Origin of the sequence: Arthrobacter sp. QXT-31, assembly GCF_001969265.1 — a bacterium.
Taxonomy (GTDB): domain Bacteria; phylum Actinomycetota; class Actinomycetes; order Actinomycetales; family Micrococcaceae; genus Arthrobacter.
In genome coordinates, this window is the sequence record NZ_CP019304.1 from 2,767,382 (window position 1) to 2,792,088 (window position 24,707).

Consider the following 24,707-nt stretch of genomic DNA (forward strand, 5'->3'; position numbering starts at 1 on the left):
GAGGCCTGCCGTGCCGCTTGCTGAACTGCTGATGGCAGCGATGTGGATCTGTTTGACAGCGTATGCCCTGTTTGGAGGGGCGGACTTCGGCGGTGGCTTCTGGGACCTGGTCGCAGGCCGGGCGGAGAAGGGGCGTCCGCAGCGAAACCTGATCGAGCACTCGATCGGGCCGATCTGGGAGGCCAACCATGTCTGGCTGATTTTTGTGATCATCCTAACCTGGACCGTTGTACCGTCAGTGTTCGCTGCCGTCTCCTCCACCCTCTACATTCCCCTCACCCTCGTCGCGCTGGGCATCATCAGCCGCGGAGCCGCCTTTGCCTTCCGCAAAGTGAGCCAGGAGCTGTGGCAGCAGCGCCTGTTCGGCGGAGCCTTTGCATTGTCGTCGGTGCTGACACCCTTCTTCCTTGGAACGGTGGGCGGCGCCCTCGCCGCTGAGCGCGTGCCGCCGGGCATAGCGGCCGGCGACCCCGTGACAAGCTGGATAAACCCGACCTCGATCACCAGCGGCTTCCTGGCTGTGGCCACTACCGCCTACCTGGCTGCCGTGTACCTGACCCATGATGCTAGAAGGGAAGGGAACCCGGAGCTAACCGAGGCCTTCCGGCGGAAAGCCCTGACCGCAGGCGTCGTCACAGGCGCCCTGGCGGTGGTGGAGCTTGTAGTACTCGCAGCGGATGCCCCCGGGCTGTTCCGGCAGCTGCTGACGCTGCCCGCACTGCCCTTTGCAACCCTGTCAGTAGCCGCCGGGTTCGCTTCACTAGTGTTGATGTGGCGTCGCAGGTTCCTGACCGTGCGCGTCTCAGCTGCCCTCGCCGTCACCGCCTTGCTATGGAGCTGGGGAATTGGACAATATCCCTTCGTACTTCCGGGCCTCACGCTGGCCGAGGCCGCAGCCACCGAAAACGTCCTTGCTGCCAACACAATTGCAGTGCTGCTCGCCGGAATTCTGGTGCTTCCATCACTTTGGTGGCTCTACTCCATCTTCCAACGCGACCAGTTTCCCCGGGCCAACGAACCCCACCAGTAGGGCCAGCGGTACTGAAGCCGGAAGCCGCTACTTCTCGCTGCTTTCGGAACGCCGGTAATGGCGGTTCCGTCAACCTGCCGGACACGAGCGGTAGCCCATCGCATATGTGCCACGGCCTGTGGCACATATGCCGGTCGGTAGGGGTGAGGCATGGTGTCCTGAGAAATCGATCTGCCAGCGGACGACGCGGACCTGCTGGAGGAGCTGAAGGCCCGGATCTCTGGTGCCAGGATCCAAGCCCAGAGGACTGGCAACATGCTGGTCATCGAGTTGTATTGGTCGCTGGACAGGGACATCATGCTGAGGTGATTTCCAGCTGAAGGGACCCTGCCGGCAATAGCTGGCAGCGTGCCGTCCGATATGGCCGGCCTCGGGTGCGCGGTGTGCGTGACGCCGTTCTGGTTCGGACGAAGGGGCGTTCGCCAACGTAGTCCGGATCAATAGGGAAGCTGTCCCCGAGGGCCATGGGCTTCGGTATGTAGTCGTCAATCGCCACGCCGATAGCCTTCCAGCCCGTTTAGGGGTCCGTCTGTTCCAGGAACATCTCGATCGCCGGGTGCTGGCGGACGATGGTCCGCAGCCCTGTCGCCATGTCGGTGTGCACCTTCGATCCCCGCGTCCCCGCGCACGGCGTCCAGAGTGCACTGGCTCGCTGGGGCGCGGCCGCCCATCTGTCTGTCGCTCTGCTGTTATGGCTGGTTGAGTTCCTCGCGCCAGCCGGCTTCCTTTTGGAGGAACTCGTTGTCGGCGAAGTCTTCAAAGTCGCTCATATCGGTCACGCGGCGGACTTCGAGCTTGTTGCCCGGGCCCAGGGGACACCGGCTGGCCCACTCGACGGCTTCTTCCTTGCTGGCGGTCTGGATGATCCAGAAGCCGTTGAACAGTTCATGGGTTTCCCCGTACGGGCCGTCAGTAACAACGGGGTTGTCGCCCGAAAAATCAACTACAAAAGCTTCGCTCATGTCATCGGTCAGCCCTTCCCCGGCAAGCAGCACCCCGGCGTTCATGAGCGATTCGTTGTACGCTCCCATGGCATTGATGATCTGTTCGATGTCGGCCGTTGCGTAAGCCTTCTTTGCCTCGTCCGTGGCGCGCATGATCAGCATGAACTTCACTGTTCTACTCCTTCGTCCCGGGAACGCCTGATGCATCCTTCTACTGTTGCGTCGAACAGGCAAGCGCCGGATCGACAACGATCAGAAAAATTCTTTTTCAAAGACGCCTGATCGCAAAGAACCAATCCGCTTCTCATTCGTTCGGCTCGTCCGCAGGGGCCTTGCGGACGGGCTGGTCTTCGTCTTCTGCAACCTGGTCGCGGCGGACACGCTGCGGGGCGCCCACCAGATCGGCGGGTACAGGAGGATCCTTCTCATCATCAGCTGTCATGAGGCTCATCCTATGGGTAACGAAGGGCTGCGGTAGCCGTTCACCCAAGGCGCGCCCCTCCAAGCCTGTGCGCAGGACTCGAGCAACCGGCGTGTTCTGTCGTTCATGCTCGAGTTCCCGCAGGGGGGGCGGTGTCGTTACTGCGCCGAACTTCAGGGGCTTCTGCCGCGTGGAGCAGGACGACTGGCTTCCTGATGAGATCAGCCGTTTCGGAAACCAGGTCAATTTCGTATCGAGGAAGTCATTCGTCGGAAACGCGGGCGCAAACTTCAGCCCCTACTCTGAATTACCGGGGTCAACCCGTCGGCATGAACGGAGGAGGGGACGTGACGGAAGAACAAGCAATCGGAGTCGTACAGGACCTAACGAACCTTGCCGTTGGCGACGTTATTGAAGCCTGGCACGAAGGACGGTGCTACAACCGTGGAAAGGTGCTGCAGACGATCCCGTCCATGGGGATGTTCTGGATTCTGGACACCGGCAGCGGCACCCGCAAGCTCGTTGATTTCGAATCGCTGCTGGTCCGCCGCCTCCCAGTGGAAGAACCCCGAACCAGCCCTTCCGTGGCCTAACTTCTGGCCCCGGTGTGTCCGGCGCCAACCTGAATACTGACAGACCCGCTTTCTGCGCCCCATGCAGTAAGTTCCCCGCCTTATTCGTTCGCCGGTAATGGGGTTTCGTCAACCGGTGATAAGGGATCCGGCGACCAGCGGATCAGGACGCCATGGTAGTTCGGGTTGCCCTCATCAGCCGCGTGTGGAGCCCGGGATGGGGACCGCCCTGGAGCGCTTTCTGCAGACGCGGAAGGTGGAGCTCGATGTCCCTTGCGACGGCAGTGGCGGTGGTCCAGTTATCCAGCGCCAGGGCCAGCTCAAGTCCAGTGCACAGCTGGTTCATGTGCAGAGCTCCGACCAACCAGGATTTCGTCTTCAATCGCAGTGAGGCATCCAGCGCCAGATCCCTGTTGCGGGTGCCGACGGCGGACCTGATTTGCTCAACGTACCGGGGGAGCAAAGACCTATAGTCAGCGGTAAATGACTCTGCCGCCTCCAGGGAAGCCTGTCCCGCAAGTATTTGGAGATGCTGAATGTCCAGCGTCGGTCTGGCCCTGTTGTCCATATGTGCCCCCCCTGCGCAGTGTACAACTCGTTTCCCGCCCACGTCGGGTGTGGATCACGGCCCCAGATGCCAGAAGGCGAGTGATTTCTGTTGCCGTCAGCCTCTGTCCTGCTTTTGCAGGTCATAGCCAGAGTGCATGGCCGGCATCAAGGATGCCGCAGCGAACGCGCAGGATGAGGTCAAGATGCTGCAAGCCAACCACTCGAGACATGCCGTCCGAGGGTCCACGGCATCCGGATAGTCGGCGGACAGCGGTGGCCGTCCTGAGACTTGCCGAGGCCGGACCGATCAGGCGAAGGCCGGGGACGCACTCGCCGTTGCCAACCCACAGGCGTAGATTTAGTAGCCAGGTTGCAGTTTGGTTCGTGGTTTTATGAGGAGCCAGAGTTGGCTGGATGGAATGCAGACAATGCGGCTGGATCCATGGGCGAAGGGGCCATAACCCTCGTCGCCGGCTCGTCCTTTTGTATCTCCTTGCCGAACGGGGACATCGTTCCGAGCCACCCCCACGGGGTGTTTCACCGGGACACCCGGATCCTGTCACGTTGGTCCATCGCTATTAACGGGCAGCCAGTGGAACCGTTGGGAGCCTGGAACCCTTCGCCCTACCAGGGCACCTACATGGGCAGGGCAGCGCGGGCCGATGGCCGCGCGGACACTCCACTGACCGTGGAGCGCAAACGCGAACTGGGGTCCGGCATCGTCGAGGACATCACCATTCACAACTATTCGGTCCGCCCGGCCTCCTGTGAACTGGCACTTGCCGTGGATGCTGACTTCGCGGACCTTTTCGAAGTCAAGGACGGCCGGCCGCAACGGCAGTGGGAACGAACAAGGACTGCCAGGGCCGGGTTGCTGAGGATCGAAGCGGTGTGGCAGGAAACCAGGAAAGAGATCGTGGTGCGGATGCGCGACGCCGAAGCCACCTCCGACGGTCTCCTCCTGCGAATGGACGTCCCCGCGCGGGGCCACTGCAGTGTCCGGGCCACCGTCCTGCCGCTGACAGCGGAAACCGAAGTTGATACAGAACTGCCCACGCTCGTCCTCTCCGCCGAGATCATCGCAGCACAGCAGGGACGGCAACGGGCATGGGATGCACACGTCCCAATGACCAGGGTCGGGAATCCGACCGTCGAACGAAGCCTCGCACGCAGCCATGACGACATCGGAGCGCTGCGCCTGGTTGACCCCGACCACCCTGACCGGATGGTCATCGCCGCCGGAGCGCCCTGGTTCATGGCGCTTTTTGGCCGCGACTCACTCCTGACCTCCTTCATGTACCTTCCCGTCGACCCGACGTTGGCCTTGGGCGCCCTGCAAACACTGGCCGACCGGCAAGGACAGAAAACGGACCCGCTGACCGAAGAGCAACCGGGCCGGATCCTGCATGAGGTCCGGCTCGATGTCGGCACCGGCCTGGCCCTGGGAGGCCGGTCAGCCTACTACGGAACCGTGGACGCCACCCCGCTGTTCGTCACGCTGCTGGGCGAAGCCCGGCTCTGGGGACTCCCGGCCGACGACATAGCCGCACTCGTGCCCCACGCCGACCGCGCCCTGGACTGGATCCAAAACTACGGCGACCGGGACGGCGACGGGTTTGTCGAGTACGAACGCCTCAATGACCAGGGGCTCATCAACCAGGGCTGGAAAGACTCCTGGGACGGCATCAATTTTGCCGACGGCCGGCTCGCTGAGCCCCCGATCGCCCTGTGCGAGGTGCAGGGCTACGTCTACAGCGCCCTCATGGCACGGGCCCGGATAGCGTACGACGACGGCGACAATGCCCTCGCCCTCGATCTCCGGCACCGTGCCGGGCTCCTCAAAAAACAATTCAACGAACAGTTCTGGATACCAGACCGCGGATACTACGCCGTCGCCTTGGACGGCGAGAAGAGACCGGTGGATGCCTGCGCATCAAACATGGGCCACTGCTTATGGTCAGGCATAGCCGACACCGACAAGGCCGCTTACGTTGCGCACCGGCTCCTTTCAGCGGAGATGTTCAGCGGCTGGGGGGTCCGCACCCTCGCCACCGACATGGGCGCCTACAACCCCGTCAGCTACCACAACGGCTCAGTCTGGCCGCACGACAACGCGCTCATCGCGGCAGGACTGATGAGGTACGGCTTCGTGAAGGAAGCCCAACTGATCGCCACAGCGCTGATGGACGCCGCCGAACACACCAACAACCGACTGCCTGAACTGTTCTGCGGATTCAGCCGGTCCGATTGCCCCGTACCGGTCCCGTACCCCACCGCCTGCGCTCCCCAGGCCTGGGCATCAGCGACACCGGTGATGCTCGTACGCACCCTCTTGCGCTACGCCCCGCACATACCAGACGGGCTGTTCTGGATGCAGCCGGCATTGCCACTATCCTGGGGCACCCTTCACAGCGAGAACCTGCCACTAAAGGGCGGACGGGTCACCATCGACGTGACCGGAACCCGGGTGAACGGCGTGGACGGGCTGCCCTCCGGTGTGGTCTTCCGAAACGGGACCCGGCCGCAGGCCGAAGACTTCGCCGCATCCTAACCCGCCATTACCGTCACGGTGATGTGCACAGCCTTGTAGATGGCCTGGAAGGCACTTGGAGGCTTTACCGTGGTCGCATGGCCACATCATCACTTGACGCTCTCCCGAGGATTGGAATTCCCGCCACTCGCGCCTTGCATGCTGCCGGTTATATCACTCTCAGGGGACTTGCCGGGGCGTCCCGGGCGGACCTGGCAAAACTCCATGGAGTCGGACCCAAAGCGCTCCAGATCATCGAGACGGCACTGAAGGAACACGGCTTAGCCTTGAGGTAGACCTGAGCTATAGGTTCCCCGACTCCCGAATCACACAACGTGCACCTTCCGCGGTCCGGGACGACTGTCCGGGCGCCTCTCGTTCCCTGGGTGGTGGACGGCGCAGGCTTGCCGATGACGGACCTGGACCTGACGTCCCATTGCCCACCTCCTTATGGCCGTTACCAGCGGTAACGGCGGTGTGGAGAAAGGGCCACGAACGCCTTTCGACTGCCCCCGAAACGCGCTCCGGAATTACGCTCCCGTGACCGGAATCCTTGCCGATTAACGGTTGCACGAAGAACCGGAAACATCCCTCGTTTCGGGCCTGTGGCGCTCCTACGCTGGAGTCACCCCATCACTCACACCCGAAAGGTGTACCCCATATGAAAAAACTAAGTGCCTGGCTGACAGCCACCATTGTGGCTCTCGGACTGGGCCTGCTGGCTCCAGGGCCCGCCTCCGCAACCCCTTCCTACTGCGGACTGGTATGGAGCTCCCTCGGCAAATCGAACCAGGCCATGAGCGGCGCATCGGTAACCAACATACGCTCGGGACAGCACCCCTGCTTCGACCGGCTGGTCATCGACATCAAGGGAAAAGCAGCCGGCTACAACGTCCGCTACGTCTCAAAGGTCGTGCAGGACGGATCCGGACATCCAATCAAATTGAGGGGCGGCGCCTTCCTGCAGGTTACCGCCAACTCACCCAGCTACGACAACGCAACTGGCAGGGCCACCTTCACGCCGGCCAATCGTTCCGAGGTCACCAACGTTTCGAAGTACCAGACATTCCGGCAGGTTGTCTGGGCAGGCAGCTACGAAGGCTACACCACCCTGGGCCTCGGCGTCCGCGCCCGGCTGCCCTTCAAGGTCCACGCCCTGCCCGGCCCCGGCAACGGAACCAAGCTCGTAATCGACGTCGCCCACCATTGGTGACACCAGATGTGACAGCCGCCAAAGTTTGACATCAAAAAGTCAGGCATGCCGGTGCCCTGCTTCCGACCGGAGGCGGGGCGCCGCTTTGCCCGCACCGTGCGGCTAGGCCTGATCCACCAACTAGCATCTCCGACTGTCGGCGAGCCTTGGGACCCGGACAGGAACAGGTCACCCCGCATCCATGCCGGACCGCCGTCGCAGGATTCGTGGGGCGGATGCGATAACGCCGGCGCCGGACCGTGGCGGCAGGTCGGTGCCGGGCCGGCGATCAACTTTTGCCAGATGATCATCATGCTTACTATTGAGTCGCATGAGGCGCATCGGTATGGGAGCCCTTCGCTGGGGAGGGCTGACCGGCGCCGGAATGGAGCTTGAACGTGAGCAACGAACAGGATCTGACCCCGCTGACCGATGAAGAACTGCTGGCGCAGCAAGGCGCCGCCCTGCCTGACAAGGAAGTCGCCTCCGTGCTGGACCTGAATGCGGACCTCGACCTTGGCATTGACGCGGCAGCACCAATTGACCTTGCCGTGGCAGCCAACGCCAATGTCGCAGCCCCGATTGATGCCGCGGCCGCGGCCAATATTCTCTCGTTCGGCTCGGAGGCGCAGGCGCTCTCCGACCAGGGGGTCATCATTAATCAGGGCATCACCGCGGACGCTACCGCGGAATCGGCACAGGACAGCACAATCGACCAGGGCAATGACACTGTCGATGACGGAACCGCCACGGAGGAACCGGCCGCTGACGGGCTGCTTCCCGGCAGCGGAACAACGGACCTGGGTGCGCTGCCTACCGATCCGGCTGCTGCCTTGGACGGCGATCTGTTGAACGTCAATGTGGATCTTGCCGCAGATGCCGACATCGCCGCGCCGATCAACGGTGCGGTGGCGGCGAACGCAAACGTTGCTGCACCGATCGACGCAGCCGTGGCCGCGAACATCGGCTCGATCGACAGCAGCGCCACCGCTGTCTCCCAGCAGGACGCCATCATCAACCAAGGGATCGAGGGCGCAGCCACGGCGACCGCCGACCAGCAGTCCGACCTGCAGCAGTAAACCAGGATGGCTACCGCGCACGGCGGACCGTTCACCCAGAGCGGCCCGCCGTCTCCTGCCACGCCTCAGGGTCCTGCCGCCCGACCCGGAGGCGTTCCGGAATATCCCGTACGGGCCGAGGGCGTGCAGCTGCTGGGTGAGGCGAAGGACTCCGGCTACCTGGAACCGCCCTCCCTGGTCCGCAGGGCCGACGGTCAGGCCCTGCACCTGACCCGCTTGCTGTACCTGGTGATGGAGGCAGCGGACGGGACCCGCAGCATCGAGGACATCGCCGGCGACGTGACGCCGGCCTTTGGCCGGCTGGTCAGTGCCGAGAACGTGCGCGCTCTGATCCGGACGCAGCTGCTCCCCCTTGGCCTGCTGCGGCTCGCTGACGGCTCCGAGCCGGAAGTGAAACGCGCCGATCCCCTACTGGGAATGCGCCTGCGCTACACCGTCACCGATACGACGCGGACGGCCAGGATTACCAGGCCCTTCGCTGTCCTGTTCCACCCGCTCATCGCCGTTCCGGTGGTCGCTGCATTCCTGGCTGCATGCGGGTGGCTGCTGCTCAGTAAGGGACTTGCCTCGGCAACGCATAACGCCTTTGCCAACCCCGGGTTGCTCCTGCTCGTCTTCCTCGTGACCGTCCTGTCGGCGGGGTTCCACGAGTTCGGGCACGCCGCCGCCGCGATGAGGGGCGGTGCCACACCGGGAAGGATGGGCGCGGGCCTGTATCTGGTGTGGCCTGCGTTCTTCACGGACGTCACCGATTCCTACCGGCTGGGCCGTGGCGGACGGCTCCGCACAGATCTTGGCGGCCTCTACTTCAACGCGATCGTGGCCGTCATCATCATGGGCATCTGGTGGCTGACCAACGACGACGCGTGGCTGCTGGTGATCGCCACGCAAGTGCTGCAGATGGTGCGGCAGCTCCTGCCGCTGCTGAGGTTCGACGGCTACCACATCCTTGCCGACGCCACCGGCGTGCCCGACCTGTTCCAGCACATCAAACCCACCCTCCTGGCGCTCCTGCCCTGGCGCCGGAACACCCCGGAAACCCGGGCGCTGAAGCCGTGGGCCCGTGCCCTGATCACGGTGTGGGTGCTGGTGACCGTCCCACTCCTGTTGCTGAGCCTGGTCCTGATCGTGCTTGCGTTGCCGCGGCTGCTCGCCACCGCGGGGGCCGCCGGGGCCGCACGCTACGCGCAGGCTACCGGCAGCCTGGCAGCCGGTGACTTCACCGGAGGTGCGGCGAACATGCTGGCGATGGTGGCTATCGCCCTGCCGGTCCTGGCAATCCTGTACATGCTGCTGCGGCTGGCCCGCCAACTGCTGCAGGCCATCCTGAAACGGACCAAAGGCAACACCCTCCGGCGCGGAACGGCCCTGGTGACTATCGCGGCAATTCTTGCCGGGCTCGCCTGGGCCTGGTGGCCTCGGCCGGAAACCTACCGCCCGGTTCAGCCATACGACCGCGGGACCCTGCTGGACGCCGTCCCCACCGCCCTGTCGGGGCCCGGTTCGGCGGGACTGGTGGAAGGCCGCCAAGGCGGGACCGTGGCCCTGTGGCCGGACGGGGCGGAACTGCCGACCCGGGAAAAACCGCAGCTGGCCCTGGTGCTGGTGCCCCGCCCGGACGCCGGAACGCCGCCGGACGAGGCGTCCCGAACAACCGTCGAAGACGGGAACCAGGTGGCGCCGTCATGGGTGTTTCCCTTCGACAAACCCCAGGCGCCCTACGGGGACGGCAACCAGGCGCTGGCGGTCAACACCACGGACGGGTCCGTCGTCTATGACATCGCCTTCGCCCTGGTCTGGGCGGACGACGGCACGCCCGTCGACACACGCAACGAGGCCTACGCCTTCGCCAACTGCACCGGCTGCGCAGCCGTTGCGGTGGGATTCCAGGTCGTGCTGGTAGTGGGGCAGGCGAACGTGGTTGTTCCCGAGAACCTGTCCGCGGCCGCGAACTACAACTGCGTATCCTGCCTCACCTATGCCCTTGCCAGCCAACTGGTGCTGACCCTTGACGGGCCGCTCAGCGCCGAGGGTGCAGCCAGGCTGCAGGCACTCTGGGAAGAGATCGCCGAGTTCGGACGCAACCTCCGCAACGTCCCGCTCACCGACATCCAAGCCCGGCTGTCTGCCTACAAGGAAATGATCACCGAGATCATCCGCACAGACCCCAGCACCGGAACACGGACCCCTGACACAACAGGCACCCAACCGACGTCACCAACCACCCCTTCGCAGACCCCGGACGGCGGGGAACCGCCCGCCCCTCCCGCGCCGGGGGACACCACGCCCGCCAGCCCAGTCCCGGCCGTTCCCGCACCCACGGTGCCGCCGGCACCGACGATATCCGGGACACCGGCGCCTACATCGACCACCACCCCGTCTCCGGGGCTCCCGCCAGCGGGCTAAGGCGCCGGCGCCGGAAACCGGAAGGGCTGGTCCTACTGATATCCGGGGCAGGGGACTTGCCTTGGTGATTTCAGCAGCGGCTGACGACCGGGACCGGCAGGCTAATTGGCACGGCGCCTGCCTTTCCAACGTCCCGGCGGACGCCTTCGGCGCCGGGACAGGCGACGGGCCAGGTCGATGGCGGCCCACAGACCGACGGCCACCGACAGGACGACAGAGCCGTAGACGAACAGCAGCCAGGCCAGGGTGCCCAGCGGAGGGCGGCTTCGGCTCGCCGCGGCCGGGAAGTACTGGCTCCGGACGACCCGGCGCAGGGATATCACCACCCATACTCCTTCAGCACGACCGTGGCGCTGCCATTTGCTGTAGGGCCGATGGAGAGGGGTCCACAGGTCATGCCGGGATCAGCCGTATGGAAACGAAGGGAACTTACTGATGAGGAAGCCATGGCGGCCCTTCCCGCTACTGGGATTGACGCCTACTGCTCGACTCCGTCACTTTAAGTCTCCTGACGTAGGTCATGTCAATAAGTCTGCTTTCTACCCCGAAGGCTCTCCGGCCCTGCCTGTCGCCCTGTCCGGACGGCAGCCGCGCCGGGGACGAAGTCCCTCGGCGGCCTCAGTGGGGCAGTGACCTCACCCTCCTGTTGGTCCTACCCAGGCGCTGAAGTCGCCCTTTCCTCCGCCGCCGCTATCGTCATCTTTGCCGCAGCGCAGGCAGCGCTTATAAAGGCTGCCGTCTTCGGTGTGTTCGACGTGCCACTCGTGCCGAATGTTCAGCTTGCACATCAGGGCCTTCAACATGACCTTCTCCGATCCGCGTAGTCAGCCGTCCTGGCATTTCAATGATGGCCCTGGTGGTGCCGCCGGAGAAGAAGGAACTGCTTGTACACCTGCCGGGCAGTCACTGCCCGGCCGCGAGCAGTGCCAGCAGCTAGTATGCAGGCGTGCCCAAACGGATGAGGTTCGCGGCGTTCAGGGGGAAGCAGTTCGAGGACGTGTACCTGCCCCACGTCACCGCCGTGAACAGCCTCGTTGAGTAGCTCCGGGAGGACGAGTCGCCGGCGGGGCGGGGCTGGGGCTCATATACATCGCTCCCCTTCACGGTGGTCAGAGGCAAAGACCCTGAAGTTCGCGCCGGGGAAGCGCGACGGGTTCCGGCCTTTGAGGAAGTCAGCGTGGAGCTTCGCAAAAGTCGCTAGGAGCCGGGCGCGCCGACCCCGGAAGATGGCGGCCCTGGTTGCAGGCTGGCGGCGGTGCATCAAGGGTACCGGCCTCGAGGGCTGGGCTCCTCTTCGAAAGCGTCGTCAGTGAGCCCGGTATCCCAAGAAACTCCACGGTCATTCCAAGAATGAATGCTGAAACTACTGGGGGCGGCGGCGGTCCACTAACCCACCCGGGGTCCTCGCTCCTCAACCAGTCCGCCGCTCGCCCCGCCAATGAGGGGATGGGCGTGACGAATGCCGCCGTTTCCCCTGATCGGAAGCCGCGCTCACAGCGGCAAGTTCCTGCGCTGATTCCCCGATGATCGGCCTAATGGGATACGACTACCCCCAGAAGGAACGGTTTTAGCATGCTGACGATCCGCCTCACAGTCTTCCGGTATTGACGATTGCGTTAAGTTACTAAGTACTCTTATTGTTTTTGGGAGTGTTAGGGGAAGGAAAATCATGATCGGTTTCATCGTTGCGGGTCTCGTGATCGGGGTACTGGCGCGGTTCATTAAGCCAGGCAGGCAGAATCTGAGCTTGGTCGCCACGCTGCTGCTTGGGCTGGCCGGTTCTGTCGTAGGAGGGGTTATCGCTAGCCTGCTGGGCACCGGGGACATCTTCGAACTGAACGTCCTTGGATTCATCGTTGCCGTCATCGCCGCCGTTCTTCTGATTGGCGTCGCGGAAGGGATCTCCGGCCGCAAGGGCGCCCGCCGATAACAAGATCACGACTGCCCCTGGCGGTTCAGCACCCCGGTGCCGGAGTTCCCGTCAGCTCAGGCACGGGTGCCCAAAACCGGACAGGGCCTGCCGAGAACCGGGGGAGGGGAGGCGCCTGGTGAAATCAGCGGCGGCTGACGACCCGGACCGGAACGCCATTTGGCGCGGCGCCTACCTTTCCAGCGTCCTGACGGACGCCTCCGACAGCGGGACAGGTGGCGAGCCAGGTCGATTGCAGCCACAGACCAAGGGCCGCCAACACGACGACAGAGGCGTAGACGAACAGCAGCCAGGCCCGGGCGCACAGCGGCGGGCGGCTTCTGCTCAGCAATGAAAGTCCGCCAGGATCCCGACTGACACAGAAGAGAACCACCCGCGTAAGTGGGGCCCAGACGGAAAGTACTGGCGCCGGCCTCCTGACGGGCTTGCACGGAGTTGGAGTCTCGCATAGCGGAGTAGTGGCCCTAGTCAATCATCACGAGCGATCTATATTTCAGTCAGACGGAAAAGGTCAAGTTCATCCCCGTCGTTGTGAGCGGAGAGGACGTCAGATTCATCTCTCCTCCCTTGGCCCTGACGAACTTCTATGAGATTGGCGTTCCGGGCAATCGGAGCTTGGACAGATTGCTTCGTCACCTTCACGGTCAGCCAGCCTTGGTACCAGTGGAACTGGGTGAAGTCCCGGTTTTGAACGCTCCCGATTCTAGCGACCCACCTAGAGACGAAAATGACGAGCTGTTTTCATGTGCCCTCGACTTGGCATCCCGAGGTGCAGTACAAGAAGCAGAAGAGAAGATTTTCCCCCTACTTGATTCCGGAGTCCCCGCCATTGCATCAAGGGCAGCGCACGCCATTGGAAAGATCCGACTGCAGGATGAACAATATTCGGCATCTACTAGTGCGTTTAGACGAGCGCTGGAATGGAGCGGCGACCCGATATTCACTGAGTTAGTAGCGGAAGACCTGCGTGTTGCTCTAGCTGTTATGAACTCGCACTATGGCGAGGGAGGGCCAGTTGAAGCATCGCTGTTTTGCTTTACATACGATCAATTATCGGCGTCACAGCGCGTAGAGAAGAAGCTGTGAAGCTCCAGTCGCGAGGGAACCAGGGTCTAGGATTTCGCATCGTCGATAACTCCAGCGGAGACAAGTCATTCAATCGGACTTTTTGCGCAGTGCTGCCCAGGCTTGGAAACCGCCGACAAGGTCAGTCGCATGGATCAGCCCTAGCCGTTGCAGGGTGTGTGCAGCGAGACTGGAGCTGTAGCCCTCATTGCAAACGACCACGATCCGCCGGGCGGGGTCGTCGGCGATCGCGAGCCGGTGGGGGCTGGAAGGGCCGAGCCGCCACTCGAGAACGTTTCGGTCAATGACGACCGCTCCCGGAAGATCACCGTCGCGGTCTCGCTGATCGACCGGCCGTGTGTCTACGACAAGGGCGCCCGCTGCCATCTCCCGCTCAAGATCCGACGCGTGAACACGCTCGAGCCCGCTGCGGCTCTCAATCAGTAATTCGTTGATCGTAAGAGTCCCGGGGGAACCGCTCTGATCTGAACTGCTTTGGCCGGTCGCGGCGCCGTCGTCTGAGAAATGACACTGCTTCACCGTTTTCCTCGCTTGCCTGCTGATTGCTCGGTCGTTTCCACTATGAAGCGAAATGATGGGCTATTTTGGTCGTCAATTTCAAGGCTATGGAGGGAGCCAGTTCAACGGAGATGCGATTGGAGGCGTTTGCGGAGGACGACTCAATCCGACGTCCAGCACGGTGGTTGTTTTGAGGTGCGGGCTTGTTCGCCATGGATTTGTGGGAATGAAAGACAGGCGGCAGTGGCTCGCGTTTGTCCTGTGCCTGCTGATCCCTCTGACCGGCAGTGCGGGGTGCGCCTATGAATACCCCGAACCCGCGCATACCCCAACAACTGGCTCCGCGCCCGTTTACGCACCGGCAGCTGACCCGACGCCACGTACCAGCTACCGCGAAGCCCTACAGTGCTCCGGAGGTACTGGAGCGGGAAGCTGGGAACTACGCTGAGCTGGACCGGCTCCTTGAGTCAGTGCCGGGTCCGGTCCTCCTTGCCGATGTAGGGCCGTTGGACGGGCCTCTCAGGGGTCTTGACGGCATCGAGAAGGTGCCTGCGGCCGGGCAGTACACGGTCACCGCCGCCTGTGTCGGCGCGTCCGCCGCGACGGTCGCCGTCGGACAGGAGAATCCAGGTGCCCCCTTCCGGCCGATGGAGCTCGCGCTGGATCGCGCCGTTGCCGCTGGGGCTTAGCCGCAAGGACGTAGTGCAACTGCACGAGGCCATGATGCGCCTCATTGCAGCGACCAGGGCTGTCCCGGTGCCGTAAACAGCAAGGAAAACAGCCTGCTCGCAGCTGGGGCGAGGGGTTGTCTTTTAGCTGTAGGGTGGGGCAGTGCAAGCAGGGAAGGAATGCCGTAGCACTGTCCGGTCCGCGGGCGCGGAGCTGGCCGTGTTCGAATATGGGCCACCTCCAGGAAACGGCGTTCCCAGTCTGCTTCTCGTGCACGGATACCGGGATGACCACCGGCTTTATCTTCCGGTCATCGCCGAACTGGCCGCAGCCCACCACATCATCACCTACGACACCCGCAACGCCGGGATGTCCTCAGTGCGGCACGCTCCTGATGACTTCACTCTCAACGCCCTGGTGAACGACGCGGCAACCGCTTCCCCGCCGGAGAGGTAACGGCCCCGGAGTCGGTACATTTGCCCGTTGCCGTAGTGGTTCCCCTCAAGGATCCCTTCCTCTCACCACACCTGAGGGAGGGGCTGGGGTCCTGGGTCAGTGACCTGACCGTCATTCACGTCGACGGCGGGCACTGGTGGCCTGCCACCCATCCCAGGAATTCGCGCACCTCCTGCGGGGTCGATGAAGCCCCAGAGGGCAGGCCCTGTCCTGCTCGGGGCGCCGCCTAAGACAGCACCGCCGGTGGGAAGGCGGCTCGCTTGGCCGCCTCTACTGCAAGGCGGGTGTCCTCGTCCACAAGATCGGCATTGATAGCAGTGGCTGCCTTAACTCCTGCCGAGGCTGCTGTTATCACTTCTGCCGTTGGGTCACAGATATTGCCGGCAGCCCATACGCCCGCAGCAGTCGTCAGACCATTGGGGTCCGCGCCCAAATGCCGGCCCTGCGCGGCGCCGTCTGCCTGCTGCAGTCCGAGCGACTGAAGCACCGGCGACTCGGTCCTGGCGGTGGGTTTCACGACGAGGTAGTCGCAGGCGACCGACTGGCCGGATGCCACGCGCAGTCCCCTGAGGGTGTCCTGCGATATTTCCAACGCAGCCACGCGTCCTTTGACGACGCGGATTGACCGGGCCTCAAGCTGTTCACGGTCTCCGGAATCGAGGTCCTCCAGGAGGTGCTGAAAGAAAGTGACGTTGCCGCTCCACTGCCGGAAGAGCAGTGCCTCCTGCACCGCCGCGGGTTCCGTGGCAAGAATTCCTATGGCCCGATCGCGGATTTCCCAGCCGTGGCAGTACGGGCAATGCAGCACGTCGCGGCCCCATCGTTTGTTGATGCCAGTCACCTCCGGCAACTCATCCTCAAAGCCGGAAGCGATGAGCAGGCGCCGCGAACGGAGGCTCCGCCGGTCCTGCAGCTCAGTGATGAAAATGCCGGCTTCTTTGCGTGCCGAGACGGCCCGCCCCTGCAGGATCTCACCACCGTATGCCCGGACTTCCGTGCGGCCAGCCGCAAGAAGCTCGCCAGGCGGCAGGCCCTCATGGGCGAGGAACCCGTGCACCTCCGGGGAACGGCCGTTCCGTGGCTCACCGGCGTCGATGACCACCACGGAACGCAGTGCCCTGCTGAGAGTCACAGCCGCGCTCAGGCCGGCTGCTCCTCCTCCGACAACCACGACGTCATAGATCTTTTCCGGTGCCATGCGGTCCCCTAACCAGCTTCGCTTCATACGTTTCCGTACCCTCTGCATACCGCCACTAAGAGGAGCATCATAAGCATACTTATCAATCCCTTGCCATGCCGGCCTGACCCAGTCCTTTAGGCGTAGACAGAACGGTCTGTCTACGTGCATCGAGACGATGTATTATCCGTGTGTGCAGACCCCAGAGAGCCGGGCCGAGGAGCCCAAGCGCCTTGCGGCGGACGGGCCTCGGGAGAAGATTGTTGCCGTCGCCTACGAGCTGTTTGCCCGCCGCGGGATCCGCGATGTGGGAGTCGACGAGCTGATCCGTGCTTCAGGAGTGGCCAAGGCAACCTTCTACAGGCACTTCCCCTCCAAGGACGACGTCGTCCTGGCCTTCCTCGAGCAGTGGTACCTGGAACGGACGGCGGCGATCCAGGAGGCGATCGCCCGGCATGCGACCAGCGACGGGGCAGCCGTGCTGACCATCTTCGACGTCTTCGACGATTGGTTCCGCCAGGGCGCGGCGCAGGTCGGCTCGTTCCTGCACGTGATGATGGAAATGGGCCCCGAGCATCCCCTCGGCAAGGTGAGCATCGAGTACCTGGACAAAACGCGGCAGGAGATCGCCGAACTTGCAGAATCCGCTGGCCTGGACAACCCCGACGACTTCGCCTGGTCCATCCACATCCTGCTTAAAGGTGCCATCGTTGCCGCGGCCGAAGGTGACCCCCACGCCGCTGCCCGCGCCAAGGCCATGGCCGCGCTGCTCATGGACGACCGCCGGTCCTGACCGGAGGCGGCTTGAAGGACAGCAGGCCACCCGCCGTCGTAGCACACGGACACACGAAGCAATGTTTCGGCGACTCGCCCGTAACCTGTTTAGATGCCTCGTTTTGCTCTTGATATAGAATCCGTCGCCCGCCCTGCCCGTTCGCAGGAACTCCTGGACGCCGTGAACCACCGGGTCGTCATCGCCGACGGTGCGATGGGCACCATGCTGCAGGGCCGCGAGCTGTCGCTCGAGGTGGATTTCCAGGGCCTGGAAGGCTGCAACGAGATCCTCAACCACACGCGCCCGGACGTCATCGCCGACATCCACGACGCGTACTTCGCCACGGGCATCGACGCGGTGGAAACCAACACCTTCGGCGCCAACTGGTCCAACCTCTCCGACTACGGCATCGACGACCGCATCACCGAACTCGCGCTGAAGGGCGCGAAGATCGCCCGCGAGCGTGCCGAGGCGGCAGAAGAAACGGACGGCCGGATGCGGTGGGTCCTTGGCTCGATGGGGCCGGGCACCAAGCTCCCCAGCCTCGGCCACACCAGCTACGACTACCTCAAGCAGACGTTCGCCCTGCAGGCCGAAGGCCTCATCGACGGGGGAGCGGACGCATTCCTCATCGAGACCAGCCAGGACCTCCTGCAGACCAAAGCCGCCGTCAACGGCTGCAAGCAGGCCATCGTGGCCCGCGGCATCCGCCTCCCGATCTTCGTCGAGGTGACCGTCGAAACAACCGGAACCATGCTGATGGGCTCCGAAATCGGCGCCGCGCTCACCGCGCTCGAACCGCTCGGCGTCGACGCCATCGGCCTGAACTGCGCCACCGGCCCCGACGAGATGAGCGAGCACCTTCGCCACCTCTCCAAGCAGTCCTCCGTCGCGATCGCCTGCATGCCCAACGCCGGCCTGCCGGTGCTCACCGCCGACGGCGCGCACTACCCGCTCTCGCCTGCCGAACTCGCCGCCTCCCACGAACAGTTCGTGCGGGAGTTCGGCCTGGGGCTCGTGGGCGGCTGCTGCGGTACGACGCCGGAGCACATGGCCGCCGTCGTCGAACGTCTTGCCCCCTTCCGCACCATAAGCAACGCGCCCGACGGCGGCGCTGCCGCCGGCAGCGGGAACGGCACGGGCAGCGGGAACGGCGCCGCCCGCGTCCCCACCGAGCAGGACCCGGGCATCGCTTCCCTGTACCAGCATGTGTCGTTCGACCAGGACGCCTCCTACCTGGCCATCGGTGAGCGCACCAACGCGAACGGTTCCAAGGCGTTCCGCCAGGCGATGCTCGAAGAGCGCTGGGACGACTGCGTGGATATCGCCCGCGAGCAGATCCGCGTCGGCGCGCACCTGCTCGATGTCTGCATTGACTACGTGGGGCGCGACGGCGTCGCCGACATCAAGGAGGTGGTCTCGCGTTTCGCGTCCGCTTCCACCCTCCCGCTCGTCATCGACTCCACCGAACCGCCCGTCCTGCAGGCCGGCCTCGAACTCATCGGCGGCCGCCCGGTGGTCAACTCCGTCAACTACGAGGACGGCGACGGCCCGGACAGCCGCTTCGCGCGCATCATGCCGCTCGTCAAGGAACACGGCACCGCCGTGATCGCCCTGACCATCGATGAGCACGGCCAGGCGCGCACCACAGACGGCAAGGTGGCCATCGCCTCGCGCCTCGTCGACGAACTGGTGGGCGAATGGGGGATGCGCGTCGAGGACATCATCGTCGACTGCCTGACCTTCCCCGTGGCCACCGGCCAGGAGGAGACGCGACGGGACGGCATCGAAACGATCGAGGCGATCCGCCAGATCACTGCGAAGTACCCCGGCATCAACACCACGCTCGGCGTCTCCAATGTGTCCTTTGGCCTGAACCCTGCCGCGCGCATCGTCCTGAACTCCGTGTTCCTGCACGAGGCCGTGCAGGCAGGACTGACCAGCGGCATCATCGACGCCGCCAAGATCGTGCCGCTCGCCTCCCTGCCCGAAGAGCAGCGCCAGGTGGCCCTGGACCTCGTGTGGGACCGCCGCGAATACGACGCTGACGGCAACACCACCTACGACCCCCTGGCCCGCATGCTGGACCTCTTCGCCGGCGTCGACACCGCAGCCCTCAAGGACCAGCGCGCCGCGGAACTCGCCGCGCTGCCCACCGGTGAACGCCTGCAGCGGCGCATCATCGACGGCGAAGGCAAGGGCCTCGAGGAGGACCTCGACCTGGCGCGCAGCGAGGGCATGACCGCGCTCGGCATCATCAACGACCACCTGCTCGAAGGCATGAAGGTGGTGGGTGAACGCTTCGGCGCCGGCGAGATGCAGCTGCCGTTCGTGCTGCAGTCCGCCGAGGTGATGAAGAACGCGGTAGCCCTGCTCGAACCGCACATGGAGAAGTCCGACTCCTCGGGCAAGGGCACCATGGTGATCGCCACCGTCCGCGGCGACGTACACGACATCGGCAAAAACCTCGTGGACATCATCCTCACCAACAACGGCTACAACGTGGTCAACATCGGCATCAAGCAGGGCATCGCCGAGATCATCGCCGCCGCGGAGGAGCACGACGCCGACGTGATCGGCATGTCCGGGCTGCTGGTGAAATCCACGGTGGTGATGAAGGAGAACCTCGCGGAGCTGCAGTCCCGCGGCCTGGCGAAGAAGTGGCCGGTAATCCTCGGCGGGGCTGCCCTGACCCGCGCCTACGTGGAGCAGGACCTGGCGGAGCAGTTTGACGGCGTGGTCAGGTACGCCAAGGACGCCTTCGAAGGCCTGGGCCTCATGGAACCGCTGGTCCGCGTGGCCCGCGGCGAGTCGCCGGATGACGTCGGCCTTCCGCCGCTGAAGAAGCGCATCCACCGCGGGGGCGCGAAGCTCACTGTGACCGAGCCGGAGGCGATGCCCGGCCGTTCCGACGTGGCATCCGATAACCCTGTGCCTGCGCCGCCGTTCTGGGGTACCCGCATCGTGCGCGGTGTTGCGCTGCACGACTTCGCGGCCTTCCTGGATGAGCGTGCCACCTTCATGGGGCAGTGGGGGCTGAAGCCCGGCCGCGGCGAGGGCGGCGCCACCTATGAGGAACTGGTGGAACGCGAGGGCCGGCCGCGCCTGCGGTATTGGCTGGACCGCATCCTCGCCGAGGGAATGCTCGACGCGTCCGTCGCGTACGGCTACTTCCCGGTGGTTTCCGAAGGGGAACAGGTGGTGGTGCTGCACCACGCGGAGGATCCCGACGGCGTGCTCGGCACCCCGGGCCTCCTCGCCACGGACGGCGGGTCAGGAGGACCGATCGGTACCGAGCGGCTGCGTTTCGACTTCCCGCGCCAGCGCCGCGACAAGCACCTGTGCCTCGCCGACTTCGTGCGGTCGCGCGAATCCGGGACGATCGACGTCCTGCCGGTGCAGCTGGTCACCGCCGGTGCCAAGATCGACGAGGTGCTTGCGGAGATGTTCGCGGGGAACCACTACCGCGACTACTACGAGCTCAACGGGCTGGTCATGCAGCTCACCGAGGCGCTCGCGGAGTTCTGGCACGCGCGCGTCCGCTCGGAGCTGGGTTTCGCCGCCGAGGAACCGAAGGACAAGGCAGGACTGTTCAAGCTCGACTACCGCGGTGCACGCTTCTCGCTCGGATACCCCGCGTGCCCCGAGATGGAGGACCGCCGCAAGGTGGTGGAGCTGCTGCGTCCCGAGCGCATGGGTGTGATCCTGAGCGATGAGCTGATGCTCCAGCCCGAACAGTCCACCGACGCGTTCGTGTTCCACCACCCGGAGGCGAAGTACTTCAAGGTGTAAGGCGAAGCCGGTCTTTGGCCTAGATGGACAGGGTCTGCGTGGCTTGAGCCTGCATGGCCTGCCCGCTTCCGCCGAAGACCGGCTTTACCCGCCGCAGCGCGGCAAGGATCGCCCGCCCCACCACACAGATTCCGATGATCGTGGTGACGGCGCGCAGCGTGTCCCAGCCGGCCGTGGAGGTCAGGAGCGAGTAGAGCAGGAAGCTGCTGAGGTTGGTGCCCAGCGGAGCGCCAGGGACGTAGGAGATGCCCGTGCCGGCGCCGACGGCGAAGGGCCAGAACCACAGGTTCGTCAGCAGGCCGAACAGGTAGGACGCCAGGGCCCCGTAGCCGCACAGCATCCACAGCTCCGCTTTCCCGCGCACCCGGCGGGGGAGCAGGCCGGCCCCGGCGCCCACCCACGCGCAGGCGAAGATCTGGAACGGCGTCCACGGTCCGATGCCGCCCCACAGCGCACTCGAGACGGCGATGGTGGCGGCACCGAGGAGCAGACCGAAACGGGCACCGAAGGCGCGGCCGGCCAGGATCAGCAGAATAAAGACTGCCTCAACGCCCCCGACGCCGGTGCTCGCCACCCGCACCACCGAACCGACGGCGGCCAGCACGCCGAGCAACGCGACAGTGTGCGCGGAGCGCACCGAGCCGTCGAGGGACACCACGACGGCGACGGCGGCAAGGGGCGCTATTGCCAGCGCCGCGTAGGGTGTGGCGGCGGCGGCATCCTCCGGGAGGGCCGTCGCGAGCAGCGGCCAGCAGAACGTGGCCAGAGCCAGGAGGTTTGCTGCCGCGAGAACCGCAACTTCGACAGCCCGTGGCATCCGGATCCGGCGGGTTTTTGCCCTTCCCTGCATATCCGTTGGTTGGGGAGAGACCCAAGGCTTCCGTGCAGTGCCTGCCGCTGCTGTGCCCGCCGGGGAGGTGGCCGTCAGCGCCGTAGCTGCTTCCGGGGGAGCGTTGAGAGGCGGTTCGACGGCGCCGGGTAGGACAGCGCTGGGCGACACTGATGAGGGGGTGACGCCGTCGTGCATCGGCAGGATCCGGGCGCCGAGGCCATGGGCGAAATCAACATCGTGCGTGGCAATCAGGACCGCCGCACCGGCATCCGCTGCGGCCCGCAGCGCCGCCGAGACTGCGGTGCGCGCCGCAGGATCGAGGCCGCGCGTCGGCTCATCGATCAGGAGCACCTGGGGATCGTCCATGGTCTGCAGCGCGATGGCAAGGATCCTGCGCTCGCCGGCAGAGAGGTCCCGGGGATGCTCGTGCCCGATCGGCATCCGGGCATTTCCCCGTAGCCGGGCAAGGCGTGATTCCGCAGGCACAGGGTTTGAACCCCCCGGGCTTGAACGCCGCGAGTCACGCGCGTGGCGCCGCTCTGCCGCCCGGAGCTCCGCCGCCACGGTGTCCCTGGTGAAGAGGTCGTCAGAGGCGTCCGGAACGAGGGCCACGCGCCCGCCGCCGGCTGCGCCTTCAACGCGCGTCCCCTCAAGCGTGCCTTCACCCAGGGCAAGCGCCACAAGGAGCGATGACTTCCCGGCTCCGTTCGGCCCCACCAGGGCCACGACTTCCCCGCGGTGGAGGGTGAAGGATGCGTCGCGCACCAGCGGCTTGCCCTCGCGCTGCACCTCGAGTTTCGTAGCCGTCAGCACGGGCGCGTGCTCCGCCGGGTTTTCCCCTGCTTCCCCGGGCGTTGGATGGGGAACGGCCGTGGCCGGAGCGGAGGGTGCGACGCCGGGAACCAGGGTGCCGTCGTCGATGGTCCACCAGGAGTCGGCAATGGGCACGAGCGGCTTCGCCCGGTGCTCCGCCACGATGACGCAGACGCCCGCTTCGCGGGCCAGGGCGTTGAGCACGGCGATGACGCGGCCGCGTGCTGCGGAGTCAAGGTCGGCCAGGGGCTCGTCGACCAGGAGCAGGGCCGGGTGCTCCACCACCGCAGCGGCGATGGCCACGAGCATCGCCTCACCCGCCGAAAGCGTGCTGATGTTCCGGTCCAGCAGGGCCGACACCCCGATACGCTCCGCGACCTCCGATACCCGTGCCTTGGCGGCGGCTGATGCCACGCCGCGCAGTTCGAGGGCGAGGGCGATTTCGTCGCGGACCCGGGTGGTGGCGAAGGCGGCGCGCGGATTCTGCAGTACGACGCCGATGAGGCGGGCGGTGTCCCGCGGCGGCGTCGCGGCCCGGTCCGTTCCGGCGATGCACAGCGTGCCGGAAATGCCGCCGCCGTCAACGTGTGAGAGGAGGCCCGCGATGCCCCGCAGGATCGTGGACTTGCCGGAGCCGGTCGGCCCGGTTATGACCGTGATGGACCCGCTCGACGGCGTGAACGTGGGGACGCGGACCTGCGCGTCACCAATGCTGAAGTGTGCGTCCCGGACGAGCAGCGGTGCTTCATCGCCGCGGCCGGACTGGAGCGGCGACCGGCTCCCGAAGCCCCGCAGCTCCAGGGCTGCGGCGACCCGGCTGGCGTGCTCGAGGGTGCGCTCGAGCACGGGAACCAGCGCGCGGGGTCCGAAACGTTCGCCCCGCAGCCGGAAAGCCAGGCGCACGGAGCCCACGGCGTCGGAGAGCGCGGGCAGCGCTGCCCAGGCCACCACAAGCATCCGGGCCATGCCCTGCATGGGGCCGCCGCGGGCCAGGACGACGAAGCCACGGGCCACGTCCACGCAGGCGTTGAGGAGGCCGAAGCCGAAGATCAAGCCGGCAATCGGCAGGGCGGACAGGACCGCCTCCTCCAGGCCCTGGGCCGTTACCGGCCCGAAGAGGACCACATGGGCATACGGGGCAGGCAACGGGATCGCCGGTATGTCGAACAGAACCGAATCACCAATGCCTGCCCCGTTGAAAAGGATGCGGTAGATGACCCGCGCCGCGATGAAAACGACGGCGAGAGCCGCCCCTGCCCGTAACGGCGCGGGTCGAAAGGTCACGCCGTCGGTGCGGCCGGTGCGCCGTCGACCGTGTAGAGCAGCTCCAGGCTCTGTCCCGGGCTGACCTTCAGGGTGGCGAGGCCTTCCTGCGCGTATGCCCAGGGGCCGGATTCCGGCTTAACCCACAGGGACCAGTAGGCGAAGGCGGCAGGCATCTTCTTGCATTCCTCGCGGTACGTGCCGCCCTTGTGGGTGATGTCCAAGTCCGCGGCTGGCACGCCGTTCACCCGGCACACCAGTTCCTTGGGGTATTGGTCGGTGCCCTCGGTCTTCACCTTTGCCTCATCGAGCACCTTGGAAGCGAGAGTCGGCGCGTCCACGGGCACGCAGACGGATGTGTCGGCGGCAGCCTGCTTCAGGGCGCCCGAGTCGACGATCACCTTCACCCCGGCGCAGGGCTCGGTGGCCGCGCTGGATTCAGAGGCGGCGCTGGTGGAAGCCGCTGCTGTGGAAGTCGTTTCAGAAGCGGTTGGCTGGGTGGCGGCCGGCGAGGAGCAGGCGGCGAGGCTAAACAGGAGACCTGCGGCGGCGAGGGAGCTCGCGGCGGCGGTGCGAATCTTAGTCAGTGTCACTTGTTAAGGGTAGGACGTTGCCTGCCCGGAACCGGATGCCTTCGCGTTGTGTGACGTTACTTTGGCCCTCTTGACCGAAGTGAGCGCATGTGCCACATTG

At 65.1% G+C, this 24,707-nt stretch carries 20 protein-coding genes; 12 read left to right on the forward strand and 8 right to left on the reverse strand.

The features are described 5' to 3' along the window. Nucleotides 1–10: 10 nt before the first annotated feature. On the forward strand, nt 11–1,030 hold the full coding sequence (locus BWQ92_RS12450; protein WP_157365145.1) for a cytochrome d ubiquinol oxidase subunit II: 1,020 nt from the start codon (nt 11–13) through the stop codon (nt 1,028–1,030). Between the two features lie 689 nt (nt 1,031–1,719). Here the strand turns inward: BWQ92_RS12450 and BWQ92_RS12455 are convergent. Together BWQ92_RS12455 and BWQ92_RS23550 are read right to left on the reverse strand one after the other, a co-directional pair. Beyond that, nucleotides 1,720–2,145 carry a YciI family protein gene (locus tag BWQ92_RS12455; protein WP_076799903.1) on the reverse strand — a complete coding sequence of 142 codons (426 nt, stop codon included), beginning with the start codon at nt 2,143–2,145 and terminating at the stop codon, nt 1,720–1,722. 133 nt (nt 2,146–2,278) lie between these two features. Then, entirely contained in the window at nt 2,279–2,416 is a 138-nt protein-coding gene (locus BWQ92_RS23550; protein ID WP_157365146.1) for a hypothetical protein, read from the reverse strand. A gap of 326 nt (nt 2,417–2,742) precedes the next feature. On the opposite strand from BWQ92_RS23550, the gene BWQ92_RS12460 reads away from it, so the two are divergent. The 5 genes from BWQ92_RS12460 to BWQ92_RS12490 all read left to right on the forward strand — a co-directional run bounded on the left by BWQ92_RS12460 (nt 2,743) and on the right by BWQ92_RS12490 (nt 10,723). Beyond that, a complete protein-coding gene (locus BWQ92_RS12460; protein ID WP_236782944.1) occupies nt 2,743–2,988 on the forward strand; it encodes a hypothetical protein in 246 nt (81 codons plus the stop codon). A gap of 934 nt (nt 2,989–3,922) precedes the next feature. Beyond that, a complete protein-coding gene (locus BWQ92_RS12470) occupies nt 3,923–6,067 on the forward strand; it encodes an amylo-alpha-1,6-glucosidase (protein ID WP_076799908.1) in 2,145 nt (714 codons plus the stop codon). A gap of 640 nt (nt 6,068–6,707) precedes the next feature. Then, the gene (locus BWQ92_RS12480) at nt 6,708–7,259 is read left to right on the forward strand and encodes an AMIN-like domain-containing (lipo)protein (RefSeq protein WP_076799912.1); all 552 of its coding nucleotides are present in this window, start codon (nt 6,708–6,710) and stop codon (nt 7,257–7,259) included. Between the two features lie 377 nt (nt 7,260–7,636). Further along, on the forward strand, nt 7,637–8,317 hold the full coding sequence (locus BWQ92_RS12485; RefSeq protein ID WP_236782945.1) for a peptidoglycan-binding protein: 681 nt from the start codon (nt 7,637–7,639) through the stop codon (nt 8,315–8,317). Between the two features lie 6 nt (nt 8,318–8,323). Then, nucleotides 8,324–10,723 carry a hypothetical protein gene (locus tag BWQ92_RS12490; RefSeq protein WP_076799913.1) on the forward strand — a complete coding sequence of 800 codons (2,400 nt, stop codon included), beginning with the start codon at nt 8,324–8,326 and terminating at the stop codon, nt 10,721–10,723. A gap of 101 nt (nt 10,724–10,824) precedes the next feature. On the opposite strand, the gene BWQ92_RS23555 is transcribed toward BWQ92_RS12490, so the two are convergent. Next, nucleotides 10,825–11,049, reverse strand: a complete 225-nt coding sequence (locus tag BWQ92_RS23555; RefSeq protein WP_076799915.1) for a hypothetical protein — start codon at nt 11,047–11,049, stop codon at nt 10,825–10,827. Nucleotides 11,050–11,358: 309 nt separating this feature from the next. Next, nucleotides 11,359–11,526: a hypothetical protein gene (locus tag BWQ92_RS23855; protein WP_172804282.1), complete on the reverse strand. Its 168-nt coding sequence runs from the start codon at nt 11,524–11,526 to the stop codon at nt 11,359–11,361. 866 nt (nt 11,527–12,392) lie between these two features. Between BWQ92_RS23855 and BWQ92_RS12500 the strand changes: the two genes are divergently transcribed. Continuing rightward, a complete protein-coding gene (locus BWQ92_RS12500; protein WP_076799917.1) occupies nt 12,393–12,653 on the forward strand; it encodes a GlsB/YeaQ/YmgE family stress response membrane protein in 261 nt (86 codons plus the stop codon). Nucleotides 12,654–13,316: 663 nt separating this feature from the next. Continuing rightward, nucleotides 13,317–13,739 (forward strand): hypothetical protein, encoded by a 423-nt coding sequence (locus BWQ92_RS23560; protein WP_157365147.1) that lies wholly within the window; start codon nt 13,317–13,319, stop codon nt 13,737–13,739. A 69-nt stretch (nt 13,740–13,808) separates the two neighbouring features. Here BWQ92_RS23560 and BWQ92_RS12505 read toward each other — a convergent pair whose 3' ends face one another. Continuing rightward, complete coding sequence (locus BWQ92_RS12505; RefSeq protein WP_236783219.1) at nt 13,809–14,105, reverse strand: rhodanese-like domain-containing protein; 297 nt, start codon at nt 14,103–14,105, stop codon at nt 13,809–13,811. Between the two features lie 434 nt (nt 14,106–14,539). Between BWQ92_RS12505 and BWQ92_RS12510 the strand changes: the two genes are divergently transcribed. Continuing rightward, the gene (locus BWQ92_RS12510; RefSeq protein WP_076799919.1) at nt 14,540–14,926 is read left to right on the forward strand and encodes a hypothetical protein; all 387 of its coding nucleotides are present in this window, start codon (nt 14,540–14,542) and stop codon (nt 14,924–14,926) included. Between the two features lie 250 nt (nt 14,927–15,176). Next, complete coding sequence (locus tag BWQ92_RS12515) at nt 15,177–15,362, forward strand: hypothetical protein (protein ID WP_076799920.1); 186 nt, start codon at nt 15,177–15,179, stop codon at nt 15,360–15,362. Between the two features lie 226 nt (nt 15,363–15,588). On the opposite strand, the gene BWQ92_RS12520 is transcribed toward BWQ92_RS12515, so the two are convergent. After that, nucleotides 15,589–16,560: an NAD(P)/FAD-dependent oxidoreductase gene (locus tag BWQ92_RS12520; RefSeq protein WP_236782946.1), complete on the reverse strand. Its 972-nt coding sequence runs from the start codon at nt 16,558–16,560 to the stop codon at nt 15,589–15,591. 172 nt (nt 16,561–16,732) lie between these two features. Between BWQ92_RS12520 and BWQ92_RS12525 the strand changes: the two genes are divergently transcribed. Next, entirely contained in the window at nt 16,733–17,332 is a 600-nt protein-coding gene (locus BWQ92_RS12525; protein WP_076803691.1) for a TetR/AcrR family transcriptional regulator, read from the forward strand. A gap of 93 nt (nt 17,333–17,425) precedes the next feature. Continuing rightward, on the forward strand, nt 17,426–21,106 hold the full coding sequence (locus tag BWQ92_RS12530; RefSeq protein ID WP_076799923.1) for a homocysteine S-methyltransferase family protein: 3,681 nt from the start codon (nt 17,426–17,428) through the stop codon (nt 21,104–21,106). Nucleotides 21,107–21,125: 19 nt separating this feature from the next. On the opposite strand, the gene BWQ92_RS12535 is transcribed toward BWQ92_RS12530, so the two are convergent. Both BWQ92_RS12535 and BWQ92_RS12540 read right to left on the reverse strand, forming a co-directional pair. Further along, nucleotides 21,126–24,035, reverse strand: coding sequence for an ATP-binding cassette domain-containing protein (locus tag BWQ92_RS12535; protein ID WP_076799925.1), 2,910 nt, complete (start codon nt 24,033–24,035; stop codon nt 21,126–21,128). Next, a complete protein-coding gene (locus BWQ92_RS12540; protein ID WP_076799927.1) occupies nt 24,032–24,607 on the reverse strand; it encodes a hypothetical protein in 576 nt (191 codons plus the stop codon). The genes BWQ92_RS12535 and BWQ92_RS12540 overlap by 4 nt, the downstream gene beginning before the upstream one ends. Nucleotides 24,608–24,707: the final 100 nt, after the last annotated feature.